This is a genomic window from Pseudomonas chlororaphis, assembly GCF_001921865.1.
Classification (GTDB): Bacteria; Pseudomonadota; Gammaproteobacteria; order Pseudomonadales; family Pseudomonadaceae; genus Aquipseudomonas; species Aquipseudomonas chlororaphis_D.
In genome coordinates, this window is sequence record NZ_MSCT01000010.1 from 273,302 (window position 1) to 291,058 (window position 17,757).

The following is a 17,757-nucleotide window of genomic DNA, read 5'->3' on the forward strand; positions in this document are numbered from 1 at the left end:
CGCAATGCTCCTGAACTGACTCAAGTTTGGATGAAGAGGTTGACCGGGAAATCCCGCAAAGCGCTGCTGATCGTCAGATCCTTGTGCTGTGTGACTGTCGCGCTGGAAAAAAATCCCTTCAGGTGTTGTCCGGGGGCGGCGAACGGTAGGTGCACCCGCGTATCGCCCCAATCCGGCGCGTCGACCCAGGGTCGCGCGCCGTTTCCCAGCAGCCCGGCCGCGAGCCTGGGCACGATCACCACGGCGCGCTGGCCCTGGTGTTCGCGCAGCAGCGCCAGCACCGAGCCTGCGTGCTGGCCGCGCACCGCCAGCGCCTGGTAGGTGCCCCGGCGAAACAGTTCCGGGCATTCGCCGCGGCGGGCCAGGGCGGCGGCGACCAGCGCCTGCTTGATGCGCCCGTCGCGCCAGTTCGCCAGCAGTTCGTGGGGCTCGTCGCCCGGCTGCAAGGCCTGCTGCCGGGCGGCGAAGTCCACCGGCCGGCGGTTATCCGGGTCCACCAGGCTGAAGTCCCAGAACTCGTTGCCCTGGTACAGGTCCGGCACCCCCGGCACCGTCATGCGCAGCAAGGATTGCGCCAGGCTGTTGAGGGCGCCGGCCGGGGCGATGGCTTGGACGGCCGCGGCGATGGCGTTGCGCAACGGGCGGCCCTCGGCGCCGAGCAACAAGCGCTGGATAAACCCGCGGACCGCGCTTTCGTAGACCTCGTTAGGCGCCGCCCAACTGCTGTGCAGCTTGGCTTCGCGCAGGGCCTTCTGCTGCCATTGCCAAAGGCGCTGGGCGTACTCGCGCAGACCCTCGGCGTCGTCGGCGCGCAGCGTCAGCGGCCAACTGCCGAGCAGTGCCTGGTAGAGGATCAGCTCGTCGCCGCCGCTCGGCGCCAGGGGCTCGTCGCGCAGCGCCTGGGCCAGGCCGCGCCAGTGTTCGACCTGTTCGACGTACCACGGGCCGCGCTCGCTGAGCACCGCCAGGCGCGCGCGGGCGTCTTCGCCGCGCTTGTGGTCGTGGGTGGCGCTGGCCAGCAGATTGTCGGGGAACTGTTCCAGGCGCTCGCGGCAGGCCGCGTGGAAGTCCGCGACCGGGGCGCTGAACTGCTCGGCGGCAAAACCCACGTCGTTGCGCGACAGCAACACCGCCGAGCGATAGAAGGCGGTGTCTTCCACCGCCTTGGCCGCCGTCGGCGAGGTCAGTTGCTGGAAGCGCACGCCGGCATGCTTGAGCACCTTGCGCGGGCGCCCCGGCGGCAAATGGCGCCAGCCGCGGCCGCCGAGCCACTGTTGCAGGCAGTCGAGCACCGGCCAGTCGGCTTCGCCCAGGGTGGCGCGGGCACCTTGCAGGGCCTGCTGGAAAACCGCCTCGTCCGCTGCCGAGCGGCCGCAGGCACCGATGTAGGTGCGGTACACCGGGAAATGCACGATCAGTTCCTGCAATGCGCGGCGGATCGCCCCCAGGGTCAGGTCGCGGCTCATCACGTCGTTGCGCGCCACCTGCAGCAGGGCCTGGGCCACGCTCTCGAAGTCGCTGGCCAGGGAGCCGTTGAGCAGTTGCTGGCGCGCCAACCGGGCTTCTTCGATAAAGGCCGCCGGGCGTTCGCTGTGCCGGCTCCAGAGTTCGGCCAGGGGCGCCGCGCCGCGCGGGTCGTGTTGCAGCAGCGACAGCTGGTTCATGAATTCGTAGCCGGTGCTGCCGTCCACGCCCCAGTCGCGGCGCAGGCGTTCGCCGGGGCCGAGGATTTTTTCCACGTAGATCGGCAGGTGCTGGCCGGGCCGCAGGGCATCGACCCGGCGCCGCAGCTTGCGGCAGTAGCCGCGGGGATCGGCGAGGCCGTCGATATGGTCGATGCGCAGCCCGTCCACCAGGCCGTCGGCGATCAGCTGGAAGATTTTGCCGTGGGTGGCTTCGAACACTGCCGGCCGCTCGACCCGCAGCCCGCCCAATTCGTTGACGTCGAAGAAGCGCCGCCAGTTGATGTCGTCCGCCGCCGTGCGCCAACTGGCCAGACGGTAGCTCTGCTGCTCCAGCAGCGCGTGCAGGCGGGCGAAACCTTCCGGCTGACGGGCGTCGTATCGCCTCAGGTGGTGTTCGATGGCCGCGCCAATCCCCGGCTGCCGGGCGGCTTCGCGCAATTGTCGCTGCAAAGGTTCGGCCCGGGTGTGGGCGTCGGGCTGATAGCGCAGGCTGCCGAAGGCCTCGGCCAGCGGCTTGAGCCGTTCGGCCGGCGCGGCGGCACGCTTGCCCTGGAGCCTGAGCAGTTCGCCGTAGTCGCTGGGGCAGATCGGGAAGCGGTGCTGGTCATGCTCGACATGAAAGCCGCCGCGCTCGGCATCGAAACACAGCGCCAGCTCGCCTTGCTGCAAGGCCGCGCCGTAGTCGCTGGCGAGGAACGGCAGCAGCAACTGGCCCTCCAGCAGCGGGTCGGGGGAATGCCACTGGATATCGAAGAACTCGCCGTAGGGGCTCAGGCGCCCCCAGCGCAGCAGGTCCTGCCACCAGGGATTGTCCGCGCCGCCGACCGCCATATGGTTGGAGACGATATCCAGCAGCAGGCCCATGCCGTGCCGGCGCAGGCGGCGGACCAGGCGTTCCAGGGCTGGCTCACCGCCCAACTCGGGGTTGATCCGGGTCGGGTCGACCACGTCGTAGCCGTGCAGCGAGCCGGCGCGCGCGCAGAGCAGCGGCGAGGCGTACAGGTGGCTGATGCCCAGGCGGGCGAAGTAGGGCACCAGCGGTACCGCGTCGTCGAGGCTGAACCCCCGGTGAAATTGCAGGCGCAGGGTGGCGCGCACGGGCGGGGGGCCGGTCGGCGGCAGCAGGGCGTTCATCGGTCGCGCTCGTGGGCCTGCTGCCGGGCGCAGGCCAGCAGCTCAAGGCGGCGCGCGGCGTCCGGGTCGTCGAGCAGGCTCGCGCTGGCGCCGGCCAGGCGCCGGCGCCAGTTGGGGTGGGTGTCGAGGGTGCCGGGCAGGTTGGCCTGCTCGTCGATGCCCAGGGCGTCCTCCAGCGGCAGCAGCACCAGCGGCGCGCGGGTGTGGCCGAGGAAGCGCACGCTGGCGTCCACCACCTGGTCAGCTTCGCGGCTGTCTGCGCGCCGGAAATTCTGCGGGTCGCGGGCCAGGGCGTGGCGCAGGCCCTCGCGTTCGCGCTGGCGGTGTTCGCGCCAGTGGGTTTCGCCGCTGCCGTCCACCAGGCCCAGGCGCGCGCTCCAGTCGATGTCGCGGCCTTGCCACCAGCCGGCGAGGGTCGGCAGGTCGTGGGTGCTGGTGGTGGCCAGGGCATTGTCCGGCCAGTCGAGGATCGGCCGGAAATGCGTGCCGTGCTCCTGCTCGAACAGCAGCACGCGCATGCCGAGCATGGCCCGCGCGGCGAGTTTTTCCCGCAGGCCGTCGGGCACGGTGCCGAGGTCTTCGCCGAGGACGATCGCCTGGTGCCGGTGCGACTCCAGGGCCAGCAGGCGCAGCAGGTCGTCCACCGGGTAATACAGGTAGGCGCCGTCGCCGGGCGGCGCGCCGAGGGGGATCACCCACAGCCGTTGCAGGCCCATCACATGGTCGATGCGCAGGCCGCCGGCGTGGGCGAAGTTGGCCCGGAGCATTTCGATGAAGGCGCGGAAACCGTTGCGCACCAGGCCCTCGGGGGAAAACGCGGAAATGCCCCAACCCTGGCCCTGGCGGTTGAGGATGTCGGGCGGCGCGCCGACGGTCAGCGCCGCCAGCAGCTCGTCCTGGCGGCTCCAGGCCTGGCTGCCGCCGCCGTCGGCGCCCACCGCCAGGTCGGCGATCAGGCCGATGCCCATGCCGCTGTCGCGGGCGGCGCTTTGCACGCGCTCCAGGCAGCGGGCGATCAGCCATTGGCAGAAGGCGTAGAAGCCGATCTCGCCGGCCTGTTCCGCGGCGAACTGCGTCAGCGCCGGGCTGCGCGGGGTGCGCCAGGCCTCGGGCCATTGGCGCCAGTCGAGGCTTTCGCCGCGGGCCGCGCACCGGGCCTGGAGGGCCTCGAAGCGGCAGTGGTTTTCCAGGGCCTCGCCGCTGGCATGGCGGAAACTGGCGAAGTCCTGATGCAACGGATGTTCGCCCCGGCAAAAGTCGTGGTAGAGGGCGCGCAGGACCTTCTGCCGGGCCTGGGCGGCCTGCGGCCAGTCGACCATCGGCTGTTGCTCCAGCTGCTGCAACTGCGGTCCGAGGCCACTGGCGTCGATAGCGCTGCGCCAGGCCTGTTCGCCAAGAATGCTCCCGGGGGCGGCGTACAGGCTGTTGAGAAACAACCGGCTGGACGGCGAGTACGGGCTGTAGCGCTCGGTGTCGCTGCTGAACATGGCGTGCATCGGGCTGATGGCCAGGGCGTCGGCGCCCCGTTCGCCGGCCATCCGCGCCAGATCTTCCAGGGCCTGGGTGTCGCCGAAGCCGCCGTCGCCGGTGCGGCGCAGCGCATACAGTTGCACGCTCAGGCCCCAGGCCCGGGGCGTGGCCTGGTCCACCGCGTCGGCGACGCTGTAGCAACGCTCGGGGGCCACGGCCAGGGTGAAATGCTGGCCGGCGATGGCGACGTTCTGATAGCCGACTGGCAGCAGCCCCGGCAGCCTGGCGTTGGCGTCCAGCCTGAGGGTCAGCACGCTGCCGTCTTCCAGGTGGATGTCGCAGGGCGTGTCCGCGGCGAAGTAGCGCCCCAGGTCCAGGCCCTGGCCGACCTCGACGGTCAGCAGCGGCGGCAATTGATGGGCCTGTCGTGCCTGTTGCAGTTGCCGCAGGCTGTCGGCGATCTGCTGCTCGTTGTCGGCCGGGTGCCCGAGGCCGGCCAGCACCGCGCGCAGTACCCGCGGCTCGACCCGTTGCGGGCGGCCGTTGGCGTCGACCCAGTCGACGGCCAGGCCGGCTTGGCTGGCGAGGATTTCCAGTGGCGCGTCGCTCATGGGCGTTCTCCGTCAAGGTCGGGCGTGGGGGCGACTGCGCCGAGGCTGGCCCGCGCGCTATAGGGCGCGAGGCCAGGCCCTGGCGACAGCGAATGGGCCGGGGGCGGGTACTCGAACAGCGGTTGCAGCGCGACGGGCGGCTGCTCGACCGGCTGCGCGCTCAGGTTGAGGTCGATACGCAGCTCCCGACCGTCGCCCAGGCGCCAGCGGGCACAGAGCGCGCCCGGGGCGAGCACCTCGGCGCCCAGGGCCTGGGCGCCAGGCAGGTACGGCACGATGAACTGGCGGCGCAGGCGCAGCAGTTGGCGGTACAGCGCCTGGGTCCGCTCGGCCCGGATCGGGTCCACCTGGGGGCGTGAGGCGCGGAAGGTCGCGGGCGCGTTCGGGTCGGGAATTCGCTGGCGTTGGTCGGCATCGGCAAAGGCGCTGAAGGCGGCGAATTCGTTGCGCCGGCCTTCACGCACCGCGTCCGCCAGGGCGCCGTGGTGGCTGGTGAAAAACAGGAAGGGTTGTGGCGCCGCCAGTTCGTCGCCCATGAACAGCAGCGGAATCATCGGCGACAGCAGCAACAGCACCGTGGCCGCGTCCAGCGCCTGGGGCTCGGCCAACTGCGCCAGGCGCTCGCCGAAGGCACGGTTGCCGATCTGGTCGTGGTTCTGCAAAAACAGCACGAAGGCGCTGGGCGGCAGGTGGCCGCTGGGTTCGCCGCGCGGCGTGCCGTGGCGGTTGCGCTGGCCCTGGTAGGCGAAGCCCTGGCCGAGGCAGCGCGCCAACTGCGCGGTGGGCTGCTCGGCGAAATCGGCGTAATAGGCATCGGTTTCGCCGGTCAGCAGCACGTGCAGGGCGTTGTGCCCGTCGTCGTTCCACTGCGCGTCGTAATCGCGCTCCAGCAGGCGGGCCTGGTTGTGCTCATTTTCCACGGTCAGCCAGACCTGCCGCGCCGGGTCGCAGCGCTGGCGCACCCGTTGCGCCAGTTCGCCGAGGAACTCCGGGTCGTCGATGGCGTGCACCGCGTCCAGGCGCAGGCCGTCGAAGCGGTACTCCAGCAGCCACATCAGGGCGTTGTCGATAAAGAAGTCGCGCACCTGGCGGCGGCGAAAGTCGATGGCCGCGCCCCAGGGGGTGTGGCGGTCTTCGCGAAAGAAGGCGCTGGCGTAGCGATGCAGATAATTGCCGTCGGGGCCGAAGTGGTTGTAGACCACGTCCAGGATCACCGCGAGACCCAGGCCGTGGGCGCTGTCGATGAGGCGCTTGAGGTCGTCGGGCGAGCCATAGGAAGCCTGCGGCGCGTAAGGCAGGACGCCGTCGTAGCCCCAGTTGCGCGCGCCGGGGAATTGCCCCACGGGCATCAACTCGATGGCGGTGACGCCCAGTTCGGCCAGGCGCGGCAACTGTTGCTCGACTGCGCGGTAGCCGCCGAGCACGCCCACATGCAGTTCGTAGATCACCGCTTCGTGCCAGGGGCGGCCGCGCCAGTGCGGGTGTTGCCAACGGTAGGCTTGGTGATCGACCACCACGCTGGCGCCGTCGATGTCGCCGTCCTGGGCTCGGGACGCCGGGTCGGGGACGCGGATCTCGCCGTCGATGCCGAAGCGGTAGCGGGTGCCGGGCGGGCATTGCTCGACGGCCATGAACCAGCCGTCGGCCTGGGGCTGTAGCGGTCGCGACGAGCCGTCTTCGAGTTCCAGGCTGACGTGTCGGGCATCCGGCGCCCAAAGGGCGAAACGGGTGCGTTCGGCATCCAGTACGACAGCGCCGTGGGGCCAGGCTTCCGGAGTCCTTGACGGCATCGGTGGCGCCCCCTTTTACGGCCTGGCCGATGTTCCCAGCGCCCTGGCCACCAGTTGTTCGTAGAGTTCGGCGTAGGGTTCCACCGCCTTGCACCAGTTGAAGGGCGCGGCCATGGCCCGGCAGCGCATGGCGTTGAGCAATTGTGGGTAGGCGAACACCTTGAAGGCGCGGCCCAGGGCCTCTTCGTAGCTGGGTACCGTGGACTCGTCGAAGAGAAACCCGGTGACGCCGTTCTCGATGGTGTCGGCCAGGCCGCCGGTATTGCGCGCCACCGGCAGCGAGCCGAAGCGCTGGGCGTACATCTGGCTCAGGCCGCAGGGCTCGTAGCGCGAGGGCATCAACAGGAAGTCGCTGCCGGCGAACATGCGCCGGGCGTCGGTTTCGTCGAAGCCGATATGCACCCCGATGCGCCCGGGAAAGCGCGCGGCCAGGGCGCGCATGGACTGCTCTTCCTCGGGCTCGCCACGGCCGATGATGGCGATCTGGCCGCCGGACTTGACGATGTACTCGGCCACGCCCTCGGTGAGGTCCAGGCCTTTCTGGTAGACCAGCCGCGAGACCACGGCGAACAACGGGCCGCTGCTGTCGTCGAGGCCGAACATCTGCCGTACGTGGGCGGCGTTGGCCGCCTTGCCCTGCCAGTCGCCGATGGCGAAGGGGTTGGCCAGGTGCGGGTCGGTGGCGGCGTCCCAGCTTTCGTCGATGCCGTTGGGGATGCCGCTGAGCAGGCCTTGCTGGGTCTTGCTGGCGAGGAAACCGTCGAGCCCGCAGCCGAAGGCCGGGGTGGTGATTTCCTGGGCGTAGGTGGCGCTGACGGTGGTGATATGGCTGGCGTAGGCCATACCCGCCTTGAGGAACGACAGCTTGCCGTAGAACTCCATGCCTTCCTGTTGCAGGGCGTGTTCGGGGATGCCCAGTTCCGGGCAGGAGGCGAGGCTGACCACGCCCTGGTACGCCAGGTTGTGGATGGTGAACAGGGTCGGCGTGCGCTGTCCGCGCCAGTGCATATAGGCCGGGGCCAGCCCGGCGGGCCAGTCGTGGGCGTGCACCAGGTCCGGGCACCAGTGGATCTGCGCCAGGTTGGCGGCGATGTCGGCGGCGGCCAGGCCCAGGCGGGCGAAGCGAATATGGTTGTCCGGCCAGTCGCGGCCGTTGTTGGCGCCGTAGGGCGTGCCTTCGCGCTCGTACAGTTCGGGGCAGATCAGCACATAGATGACCAGGCCGTCGGGCATGTCCATGCGCCCGATCTTGCAGGCCGGCAGGGCTGCGTGGCCGCCCAGCTCGCCGATGACATGGATGGGGTTTTCGCTGTGCATGACCTGCCGGTAGCCGGGGATCAGCAGGCGCACGTCATGCAGGTGCGCCATGGCCCGCGGCAGGGCGGCGGAGACATCGCCCAGGCCGCCGGTCTTGACCAGGTCGGCGATCTCGGAGGTGACGAACAGGACTTTCTTGCGGTTGGGGTTGTGCCGGGGCATGGGCAGCAGCGTCTTGCCGCCAGGGGCGAGAATCGAGGGGGAGGCCGGTTCGCCGGCCAGCGGCAGAGGATGCTTTCCCTGGGTTTGCAATACGGCACTGGTCATCTGTTTCTCCCGTTTTATTGATCGATTCCTGGCATCTGGCCAGCGGTGTCAAAAGGCCAATCCTGTGGCCGGGCACAAAAGCGTGGCGCGTACGAAAGCCACACGCAGCCTCACGCGTCGACGCAAAGAGGGTGAAGGGGCCGTTGCAAGGATTGCACCAGTCGCGCAGGCCCTACCTTTAACCTGACCCAAGGCACGAGCCAAAAGTTTCGACTTTATTTCAGTGCAAATGACCGGTCGGTCACTTTACGGATTGCAGTCTAGGACAGAAGTTAGAGCGCGGGCATGACGATTCGGTTTTCGTGGGCGCGAGGTTGCGCTGCCCGGAAATAAAGCCGACGAAAGGCAACCCCGCGCACTGCCCGGGGGCGCCGGTTTTTGGCCTTTGGGCAAAAACGGTGAGGGGGCTGCACACGCGCGGTGCATGAAAAAAGCCCGCGCCCGAAGAGGGGGCGGGCAGTGCTGGCGTAATGCTTGTGAGTGGCTTCAGCCCAGCGGTCGGATTGGCCGGCCGGCGGCCCAGGCCTGGATGTCTTCAATCATCTGGCCGAAGAACTGCTGGTAATTCTGCCGGCTGACGTAACCGATATGGGGCGTGGCCAGCACGTTGGGCAGGCGCCGGAACGGATGGTCCGCGGGCAGCGGTTCCTGCTCGAACACATCCAGCGCCGCGCCGGCCAGTTGCCCGCGTTCGAGGGCGGCGATCAGCGCCGCTTCGTCGACGATCGGCCCGCGGGCGGTATTGACCAGCAGCGCCGTGGGTTTCATCCAGGCCAATACCTGGGCGTCTACCAGGCCGCGGCTGCGCTCGCTGAGCACCAGGTGCACCGACAACACGTCGGCCTGCTCGAACAGCTGCTGCTTGCTGACGTAGGTCACGCCAGCCGCGGCGGCGCGTTCGGCGCTGAGGTTCTCGCTCCAGGCGATCACCCGCATGCCGAACACCTGGCCGAACTGCGCCACCCGCTGGCCGATGCTGCCCAGGCCGAGGATGCCCAGGGTCTTGCCGTGCAGGTCGCCGCCCAGGCCTTGTTGCCAGTGGCCGGCGCGCAGGGCGTTGGCTTCGTCGAGCAGGTTGCGGGTCCGGGCCATGATCAGCGCCCAGGTCAGCTCCGGCGCCGCGTGCTTGTAGCTGTCGGTGCCGCAGACCTGGATGCCCAGTCCGGCGGCGGCCGGCAGGTCGATGGCGGCGTTGCGCATGCCGCCGGTGAGCAGCAGCTTGAGCCGCGGCAGGCGGCGCAGCAGCTGCTCGTCGAAACGCGTGCGCTCGCGCATCACGCAGATCACCTCGAACGGCGCCAGGCGCTGGCTCAGGGTCGCGGTGTCGCCGGGGTAGTCATGGATAAAGCTGACCTGGCCGATGCCCGCCAGCACCGACCAGTCCACGGTGTCGCGGGCAACGTCCTGCCAGTCATCGATTACTGCGATCTGTACGCTCATGAGGGCTCCGGGGGATACGTGTCATTGGGGGGCAAGCCAGCCCAGCAGGGCCCGGTGGAACGGCTCCGGCTCTTCCATCTGCGGGGCGTGGCCCAGGCCGGGGAATTCGATCAGGGTCGCGTGCGGGATCAGCCCGGCCACCTGCTTGCCCAGTTCCTGGTAGCGACCGATCCGCGCCTTGACCGCCGGCGGCGCGATGTCGCTGCCGATGGCGGTGGTGTCGGCGGTGCCGATCAACAGCAGGGTCGGCATCGGCAGGTCCTTGAATTCGTAGTACACCGGCTGGGTGAAGATCATGTCGTAAATCAACGCCGAGTTCCACGCCACCCGCGTATGCCCCGGGCCTTTGTTCAGGCCGGCGAGCATGTCCACCCAGCGCTCGAATTCCGGCTTCCAGCGCCCGCCGTAATAGGTGCTGCGTTCGTAGTTGCGAATGCCCTCGGCCGACAGCTTGAGCTCGCGCTGGTACCACTGGTCGACGCTGCGATAGGGCACGCCGAGGGCCTTCCAGTCTTCCAGGCCGATCGGGTTGACCAGCGCCAGTTGTTGCACCTGGTCGGGGTATTGCAGCGCATAGCGGGTGGCCAGCATGCCGCCGGTGGAGTGGCCCAGCAGGCTGACCTGGGCGATGCCCAACCGGTCCAGCAACTGCCGGGTGTTCTGCGCCAGTTGCTGGAAGCTGTATTGATAATGCTCAGGCTTGCTCGAGGTGCAGAAACCGATCTGGTCCGGGGCGATAACCCGGTAGCCGGCGTCGCTCAGGGCCTTGATCGAGCCGTCCCAGGTCGCCCCGCAGAAGTTCTTGCCGTGCATCAGCACGATGCTGCGCCCGTTGGGCGTGCCCTTGGCCGGCACGTCCATATAGCCCATCTGCAAGGCCTGGCCCTGGGACTCGAAGGCAAAGTGCCGCAATGGGTAGGGGTAGTCGAAACCTTGCAGTTCGGGGCCGTAGGCCGGTATTTCAGCGGCAAGGGTGGGCAGGGCCAGGGTCAGAAACAGGCTGGGCAGCCAGCGGAGGCAGGGTCGGGGCACGGGATGACTCCAAAGTATCGGCCAATCCTGGAAGGGCTGGATTAGCGGTTCATTAAGTACCGGCAAGCGCTCGGGAACAGCTGTCCGGATGCCCGCCGCGGTGCCGTTCGAGAATGGACAGGCGTCGGACGCTGGCTTTCGGATAGTTTTGTATCAAAAGTTTTCTATGGGCTGAAAATCGCCGTCACAATATTTTTCCGTACAACTCGATTTCTTGAAAAACTAGTTTCCTCGGTTATATTGGCTCGCGGCAGGACGCCATTACGCTTTTGGCGTACCTGGAAACAGCTAGACAAGGAGCAAGTCATGAACCAGAAGATCCAGCAAGGTGCGACCGCACCGAACCATCAAGACAGTGAAAAAGTACTCTTCAGCAAGGAAGAGTTGCTGGCCTTGAGCGACGCCATCAAGAAGTCCAAGACCCGGGTTTCCGAAACCAAGGCGGCGAGCTGCGCCTACCACCGTTGAGTTGACCCCGAAAAAGCAAGAAAGGCATTTCTTGCTTTTTCACTTTTTGGGTAGTGAGTCTTCAGTTGTCACCCAGGGAGGGGGACATGAGAGCGATCTTTGTCGGCCATCAAACGTGGCTGGTGGAACATGGAAGCACCAGGGTCCTGATTGACCCGCTGTTATGCGAAGACTTCGGTCTGGTCGACGAACACCGGATCGAGATCTACCCGCCGCGCACAGTCGATGCCGCGGCATTATCCGATGTAGACCTGATTTTCCTCAGTCACGAACATTCCGATCATTTCGATATCCAGTCGTTGAACCTGTTGCCGCGTTCCGCCCGGTTCGTGGTCGGGGCGACCATCGTCGAACCGGTCAAGCAGTGCATCCGCGACCTTGGATTCACGCTCACTGAAGTCAATGACACCGAGCCGATGCGGGTCGGCGACCTGAGTCTGCGCTTCTACCCGGCGGATCCGAAGACCGCCTTCTGGGAAAGCCGGGTCACCCAGGTGCATATCGAGGAGGCCGAGCAGCCGAGTAGCGGCATCTTCATTGCCGTGGACGCCCTGGTGTCCGAGGTGTTCAAGAGCGACATCGTCGAAGAGCGGTTGGCTCCGCCCAAGCTGGTGATTGTCTCGAACAATTCCAGGGTGTCGCCGCCGGGCGCCTTCCAGTCCCTGGAAAACTGGGGCAAGAACGCCAGCGACAGCAACCGCAAAGTCGGTCCGTTGGGGATCGGGGTGCTGAGCGCGGTGCTGACCAGCTATATGGACGACTTTCCGGTGCAACCCGAGAACATTGCGCTGTGCGGCGGTGGGTTCATCAAGCGCCTGGGCGGGTTCGCCGCTTTCCCGTTTTCCGACCAGCCGACGCTGAGCCGGCTGGCCAATCGGCTCAGTCTGGACACCAATATCGTCGGCCTGCTGCCGGGCGAGGCCTTTGCCCTGGACCCTGAACCCGGACCGCAGGCGGCTATCGATTGGGTCCAGGTGGACAAGGTGCAGCACAGCTTGTTGATCGAAGAACTGGACCAGTTCATCGAGGCGCGCAAGACCGTCGAGGTGGTCGCTTCGGTGCGTCCGGATGTGCAGGACGATGCGGCCTATGAAGCGCTGTTGCGGCGCGCGGAAGCCGAGCTGCAACGCCTGGCGAAAAGCCTGATGCTGTTCATCACCGGGCGCAGGGCGCTGGCGATGTCTCATCACAAGGGGCGCAAGCTGGGGCCGAAAAGAATCGTTTTCAGCTTCGTCTCGCGGGCCCTCGGGCGCCAGGACAGTTACGCGCTGAACCTGATCAGCGGCCAGTTCGAGGCTGAACCGCAAAGCCAGCTCGAGTCGCTGGTGGCGCAGTACCCCTTTGGCGTATGCCTGCCGCTGGTGGATTTCGTCGGTATGGCCGAGGGCGACCTGCAGATCTGGGACATCGTCGGCGTTTCGGTCCAGTCGTGGTTCGAGAATGGCATCTTCGACGGATTGATCCCGTTCTTCTACAGCTACTACGGCGAGAACGGCAGCCCCGAACTGCTGGCGAAAATCATCGCGCGCAGTATGCACAGCCTGGAGGCATGCCCATGAAGCTGACGATGATCGGCCATGAAAGCTGGTCGCTGCAGGCGGACGATACTCACTTGCTGATCGACCCCGTGCTGGGGCACGGCTTCGGTTCCGACGCCGAGCGACAGTTCTCCATCGTCCCGGCGCGCAGCGTCGACCTGCAGCGCATGCCGGCGGTGGACGGGATTGTTCTGACCACCGAACACCTGCAGCACTTCAATCCGGCCTCCCTGCGCCAGCTGTCGTCGGACTATGGGCATCTGCTCAAACACCAGGTGGTGTACGTCCCGGAACTGTTTCCGGGGGCGGCCGAAGCCATTGTCCGTGCCTGCGGTTACCAAGTGCGCCGGATCGATACCCAGGCCGAGTTCACCATCGGCTCGCTGAGCCTGCGTTTCTATATGCCGCGCACCGACGTGCTGTTCTGGGACAGCCGGGTGGCCTCGCTGCATGTCGAGCGACAGAGGGGCGAGGCGTTGTTCATCCAGTCCGATACACGCATCGCCGATGCCTATTTTGCCGACGTCAACAGCGGGGCCGTCACCTGGCCGCAAGTCATGGTGATGACCAACAATTTCCAGGGCAGCGGGGCGCAAGGGCCGATTGGCCTGGACAATCTGTTGCCGGTGCCCGACCAGCGTTATACGCGGGTGCCCGGTTTGCGCCTGCTGGACGAGATCGTGCACAAACCGATGCGCCGGCTGAATCAGGTGCCGACGCTGATTCTCGCGGGCAATGGTTATCGCGACCCCTTCGGCAAGATGCACCAGCCCTGGTCGAACCTTGAACTGGCAGAGATCTGCAGCGAATTGTCATTGCTGCGCACGGTGCACTCGCTGGCGCCTGGCGAAAGCTTCGACGTGGCGACCGCACAGCCCGGCGAACCGGCGGGCTGGATCAGCACGTCCTGCGAGGTCGACACGCGCCCGGCGCAAGGGCAGGGCCGCCGGACGTCGCTCGATACACAGCAGATCAAGGCCTACCTCGATGAAATGGCCAGGACCTGGCTGATCACCCGCTACGGCCAGGTACTGATGACCCAGGGCGAGTACCTGGGCCGCCCCGTAGGGCCGTGCCGCGTGGCGTTGCAATTGACCCGCGAAGACGGGGCCAGCCAGCAGTGGTTGCTGGACGTGTCCAGGGTCGAGTTCGTCGAAGTCCCGGACGAAGGCGTGGGGGCGATCAAGCGTTATCCCTATGGCATTCGTGTCGAGCATGGGGATTTCTGCCGGCTGCTGCTCGGCGAGCTGCAAATCTGGGAGCTGCTCAACCTGTCGGCGTCGCAATGGTATGTCTGCGATCGCTATGACAGTCCGCTGGCGTTCTGGCTCGAGTACTACAACGAGCAGGTGGACTATGGGCGCGCCCTGCACAGTTATGAACGTTCCCTGGCGATTGCGCCATGACCGGACGGGCAGCCTTTGAACATGTACATCTGGAGCTTCTCAGCGATGCCCAGGTGCAGCTTCGGCGACAGGCGCTTGCGCAAGTGCTGGGCGAGCGCTACCAGATTCTGCAGGTGCTGGGCCAGTCGGTGAAATCCCTGGTTTGCGCAGGCCGGTGCGCAGTTTCCGGCAAGCAGGTGGTGATCAAGCGATATTTCGACGAGGCCGCCTATGCCGCCGAAGTCAGTGGCTACCTGCTGTTCCGTTCGGGGCCGGTCGCTACTGTGCAGTATCAGGATGCGCAGCATCAGGTGCTGGTGCTGGAGCATCTCCAGGGTCGTTTGCCCATCCCGGCCGACCTGCCTGATGTGATCGCGGCCTACGCCGCGATGCATGCCGTGGCGCTGGCGAACATCCAGTTGGCCGTGGGCCATCGCAGTACGCCTGATTTCCTTGATCCTTGCCTGTCGTCCCTCTGCCGTTTCCCTTCATTCGACTTGCAGGGCATCAGCGTCGGCGATGGCAAGCCGGAGCATCTGCTCGTCACTGCGGATGGTGTGCGCATCATCGATCTGGAGACCCATTCGCTGCGGCGCAGCGTGTGGTTCGACATTCTGTCCCTGAGCCGTTTCATGGACGCGGGCATGGACTTTTCCTGGCATCTGGGGAAATGGCTGGCGCACTACTGCGCGTGCCGGGGCATCCCCGTCCACTATTACGACCTGCAGAAAATCCGTGACTGCCTGCAGCGTGTACGGGCCCTGGAGCCCGGCAAGGTGTATTGCGAGGAGACCATGCCGTGAAGTGGATGTACTGTTTTACCCCGGCATTGCGCTATCGGACGGCTGCTCGTGGCGAAGAACGAGCTTTTGCCGACGGCTTTTTCGGCCTGGCCTTCAGTCTGTCGCCCTGGGCGGTCGGAGCCTATGTGCTGGTGTCGTTGTTGCAGTACAGCGTGCCGTTGTTGTTCATTTATAAGCTCGGCACCCTGGTCGCGGCCCCGGGCAGTGCCGAGGTTTCCCTGGCGGATATCGCTCTCCTGGCCTTTCTCGCGATCAGCGGATTCTTGCTGGTGGTGAGCGAGCTCAACCTGGAGCGCTACCTCTCCTTGAGGCTGTGCCGCGAGTTCGAGCGCCTGTTGGCGCGCAAGATGCAGCACCGGGTAGAGGTATCGCTGCTGGAGCGCGTGGTCTCGCGGGATTTCAGCGTGATTCTCGATGGTATCGGTGCCAGCGTGAATCTGTTGGCGATTCCGGTTTTCCTGCTGCTTTCGGTCCTGCTGGCGTTACTGGCCTTTGGCACGGCGGGGCTCTGGGCCGTTGCGGTGATTGGCGCATTCCTGCCGCTTTCCTATCTGCTGTCCAGGCTCTCGGACCGCAATTACGAACGGATCATGGAGGCCGCGGCGCGGCGCATCGAACAATGTTCGGTTTGGCTGCGCGAGGGGCCGTGGCTCAAACAGTTCGCTGACCAGGCGGCTTTGCAAGGCATCGAGCGGACGCTGGCTGGAGAGCGTTTCCTGCGCAACCTGGATACGTTGTTGCGGGGCGCTGACAGCTATATCGTCGGTTTCGGCCGCTTGATTCCCTTTGTCTTGCTGGGGTTGCTAGGCACTTCGGAATCGGCCATGGCCTGGGATGGGGCGATTTTCTGGCTGAGCATCCCGCTGTTGGCGGCGGTGCTCGCGCTGCCTCGCTCGTATGTGAGTTACAAGGCCGTAGGCCGTTCTCTGGAAGCGCTCAATGGCGTGTATCAGAGCTCCTGCGGGCATCCGGCGGGGCAATCGGTCGCTGTGGATCAGGAGCGCGCTGTGATCGAGTTCGATATCGACTGGCCAATCTGGCCCGCGGCGCTGGTCGAGCTGATTCCTGGCTTGCCGGACACTTCGCGTGAAGAACTGCAGGCGTTGTTGGGCGCATTCCGGCTGATACCCGAGCTGGGGCAAGATCCGCAACAAGTGTTGCAACTGCCCATCGAGCTGGACGCAAGCAATATTTCCGCCGGCCAGCGCTTGCGCTTGCAACTGCTGCGTGGGGTATTTCTGGCTCGTGCCCAGGACAAGACGCTGAGCATCGACCATGACTTCTCGGCGCTGGATGCCGCAGCCGCGCTGGCGGTGAAAGAAGCCTTGGGACGTTTGTCCTGGGTGAGCTTCAGCTCGGCGGCCGCTAGGGCGATAGAGCAGCGAGAGGGCGCGCCGGCGGTGCTTGGCGAGGGGGCGAGCGCCATGACGAAAGACGGTGCCACGGTCCAGGCCCGCTTCAGCCTTGGCGAACTGTCCAGCTATTGCTGGTGGGGCGTGCTGATGATGTTGGTGCCGGCGTTGATGATGAGTTACTCGGCCAACCTGACGTTGCCCGAAGCAGGGTTCTCCCCCTGGCAGGTCCTGTTATATGCCCTGTGCGGAGTAGGGGCGGGAATCGTCGCCGGGTTGTGTATCGAGAGTCTGTTACGCCGTCGGTTTTCCCGGTTGTTCATCGAAGGGTTGCGGGATATCCGGATTACCCGCCTGGTCGATGGGTTGCAGGTGGCTTCTCGCGATATCACCACGACATTCGAGCGGATCGCCTGGTACACCCATGACATCGCCTGGATCATCGCGTTGTTGCTGTGCAATGGCGTGGCCTTGTGGATGGGCTTCGGCGCGTTCGGTATTGCCGTGGCGCTGCTGTTCAGCGGCGTGCTTGCGGTGTTGTACCGGCTTTCGATCAACGAGCTGTACCGGACCCGGGTGGAAAGCGTCAAGGGCTTTGACTCCCTGTTGCGCTCGGCCCATGTGGCGTTCTCCATTTCCCGTGCTGGCGGCGCCGGTTTCGAAGGCTTGGGAGACTGGCTGGCGCTTACCCAGCGCGGCGCGATAGCCGACGGCCTGAAGCATTTTTATACCAGCCGCCTGCGCAGCGTGATCACTCGTACCGTCACGGCGGCCAGTTGTACCTTGCTCAGCGATCTGGTGATCGTCCTGGTGGTCTTGTTGGGCAGCCTCTACCGCACCAGCGATTCGGCGTTTGTCCTGGCGGTCACGGCCTTGCTGCTGGTGCGCTCCGATCTGGCGAATGTGTTTTTGGCTATCACCGGTTTCAAGTCGCAGTCGGTGTCGGTGGAACGCCTGCAACTTTTTGCCCGGCGCAAAAGTACGGTAGCCGTTGCGCTCGCCGGGCAAAGCCTGCAGATCGCGCCCTTTGTCGCCCAGCGTGCCTACCGAGGCCTGAGCCTGGAGCGGGGCCGGTTGTATTCGCTGTCGGGGCACTCCGGTTCCGGCAAGAGCGAGTACCTCAAAGGCGTGGCCGGCATCACCGACGTGGCCACCGAGGATACCGGCGCGCAGCAGGCCAAGGCGCCGATTCGCTATTACCTCGATGGCAACACCCTGGCGCTGCTCGCCGGCGAGCCGCAGGCCAGCGACTGGCTGCAACGCTGGCTGAACGATTTACCGGGCGACAGCCATCATCTGCTGTTGCTGGATGAGCCGTTCAGCGCGTTGCGCGCCGAGCAATTGGCCGAGCGGGTGCAAGCGTTGCACCACTATGTCGAGCGTTCGGGCAATACCCTGGTACTGGTGGATCATCGTTGCCGGCTGGAGCATGACATCGAACTCGGCGAGCTGGCGTGCTGATGGC

General features: G+C 66.1%; 11 protein-coding genes. 5 read left to right on the forward strand and 6 right to left on the reverse strand.

The genetic code is table 11. The annotated features are described in order from the left end of the window. Positions 1 to 20 precede the first annotated feature (20 nt). The 6 genes from BTN82_RS13605 to BTN82_RS13630 all read right to left on the reverse strand — a co-directional run bounded on the left by BTN82_RS13605 (position 21) and on the right by BTN82_RS13630 (position 10,746). Positions 21 to 2,819 (reverse strand): malto-oligosyltrehalose synthase, encoded by a 2,799-nt coding sequence (locus BTN82_RS13605; RefSeq protein WP_075119630.1) that lies wholly within the window; start codon positions 2,817 to 2,819, stop codon positions 21 to 23. Next, positions 2,816 to 4,900, reverse strand: coding sequence for a 4-alpha-glucanotransferase (malQ, locus tag BTN82_RS13610; protein ID WP_075119631.1), 2,085 nt, complete (start codon positions 4,898 to 4,900; stop codon positions 2,816 to 2,818). Before malQ ends, BTN82_RS13605 begins: the two co-directional genes overlap by 4 nt. Continuing rightward, positions 4,897 to 6,690 (reverse strand): malto-oligosyltrehalose trehalohydrolase, encoded by a 1,794-nt coding sequence (gene treZ / locus BTN82_RS13615; RefSeq protein WP_075119632.1) that lies wholly within the window; start codon positions 6,688 to 6,690, stop codon positions 4,897 to 4,899. The genes malQ and treZ overlap by 4 nt, the downstream gene beginning before the upstream one ends. A 15-nt stretch (positions 6,691 to 6,705) precedes the next feature. Further along, positions 6,706 to 8,274: a glycogen synthase GlgA gene (glgA, locus tag BTN82_RS13620; protein ID WP_075119633.1), complete on the reverse strand. Its 1,569-nt coding sequence runs from the start codon at positions 8,272 to 8,274 to the stop codon at positions 6,706 to 6,708. Between the two features lie 486 nt (positions 8,275 to 8,760). Further along, a complete protein-coding gene (locus BTN82_RS13625) occupies positions 8,761 to 9,714 on the reverse strand; it encodes a D-2-hydroxyacid dehydrogenase family protein (protein WP_075119634.1) in 954 nt (317 codons plus the stop codon). Positions 9,715 to 9,735: 21 nt separating this feature from the next. Beyond that, complete coding sequence (locus BTN82_RS13630; RefSeq protein WP_075119635.1) at positions 9,736 to 10,746, reverse strand: alpha/beta fold hydrolase; 1,011 nt, start codon at positions 10,744 to 10,746, stop codon at positions 9,736 to 9,738. Positions 10,747 to 11,052: 306 nt separating this feature from the next. Here BTN82_RS13630 and BTN82_RS31335 point away from each other — a divergent pair, with 306 nt between their 5' ends. From BTN82_RS31335 to BTN82_RS13650, 5 genes are all read left to right on the forward strand, one after another. Then, a complete protein-coding gene (locus BTN82_RS31335; protein ID WP_186828391.1) occupies positions 11,053 to 11,214 on the forward strand; it encodes a hypothetical protein in 162 nt (53 codons plus the stop codon). 86 nt (positions 11,215 to 11,300) lie between these two features. Then, entirely contained in the window at positions 11,301 to 12,773 is a 1,473-nt protein-coding gene (locus tag BTN82_RS13635; RefSeq protein WP_075119636.1) for an MBL fold metallo-hydrolase, read from the forward strand. Beyond that, the gene (locus BTN82_RS13640) at positions 12,770 to 14,158 is read left to right on the forward strand and encodes an MBL fold metallo-hydrolase (protein WP_075119637.1); all 1,389 of its coding nucleotides are present in this window, start codon (positions 12,770 to 12,772) and stop codon (positions 14,156 to 14,158) included. The genes BTN82_RS13635 and BTN82_RS13640 overlap by 4 nt, the downstream gene beginning before the upstream one ends. Beyond that, positions 14,155 to 14,940 carry a hypothetical protein gene (locus BTN82_RS13645; RefSeq protein ID WP_075119638.1) on the forward strand — a complete coding sequence of 262 codons (786 nt, stop codon included), beginning with the start codon at positions 14,155 to 14,157 and terminating at the stop codon, positions 14,938 to 14,940. Before BTN82_RS13640 ends, BTN82_RS13645 begins: the two co-directional genes overlap by 4 nt. Beyond that, positions 14,937 to 17,753, forward strand: a complete 2,817-nt coding sequence (locus BTN82_RS13650) for an ABC transporter ATP-binding protein (protein ID WP_075119639.1) — start codon at positions 14,937 to 14,939, stop codon at positions 17,751 to 17,753. Before BTN82_RS13645 ends, BTN82_RS13650 begins: the two co-directional genes overlap by 4 nt. The last annotated feature ends 4 nt before the right edge of the window (positions 17,754 to 17,757 follow it).

What these genes read in the sequence shown, in the direction of transcription:
- BTN82_RS13625 (WP_075119634.1), bottom strand. Translation starts at nt 9,714, where the DNA reads ATGAGCGTACAGATCGCAGTAATCGATGACTGGCAGGACGTTGCCCGC.
- malQ (WP_075119631.1), bottom strand. Translation starts at nt 4,900, where the DNA reads ATGAGCGACGCGCCACTGGAAATCCTCGCCAGCCAAGCCGGCCTGGCC.
- BTN82_RS13635 (WP_075119636.1), top strand. Translation starts at nt 11,301, where the DNA reads ATGAGAGCGATCTTTGTCGGCCATCAAACGTGGCTGGTGGAACATGGA.
- BTN82_RS13605 (WP_075119630.1), bottom strand. Translation starts at nt 2,819, where the DNA reads ATGAACGCCCTGCTGCCGCCGACCGGCCCCCCGCCCGTGCGCGCCACC.
- glgA (WP_075119633.1), bottom strand. Translation starts at nt 8,274, where the DNA reads ATGACCAGTGCCGTATTGCAAACCCAGGGAAAGCATCCTCTGCCGCTG.
- BTN82_RS31335 (WP_186828391.1), top strand. Translation starts at nt 11,053, where the DNA reads ATGAACCAGAAGATCCAGCAAGGTGCGACCGCACCGAACCATCAAGAC.
- BTN82_RS13640 (WP_075119637.1), top strand. Translation starts at nt 12,770, where the DNA reads ATGAAGCTGACGATGATCGGCCATGAAAGCTGGTCGCTGCAGGCGGAC.
- BTN82_RS13645 (WP_075119638.1), top strand. Translation starts at nt 14,155, where the DNA reads ATGACCGGACGGGCAGCCTTTGAACATGTACATCTGGAGCTTCTCAGC.
- treZ (WP_075119632.1), bottom strand. Translation starts at nt 6,690, where the DNA reads ATGCCGTCAAGGACTCCGGAAGCCTGGCCCCACGGCGCTGTCGTACTG.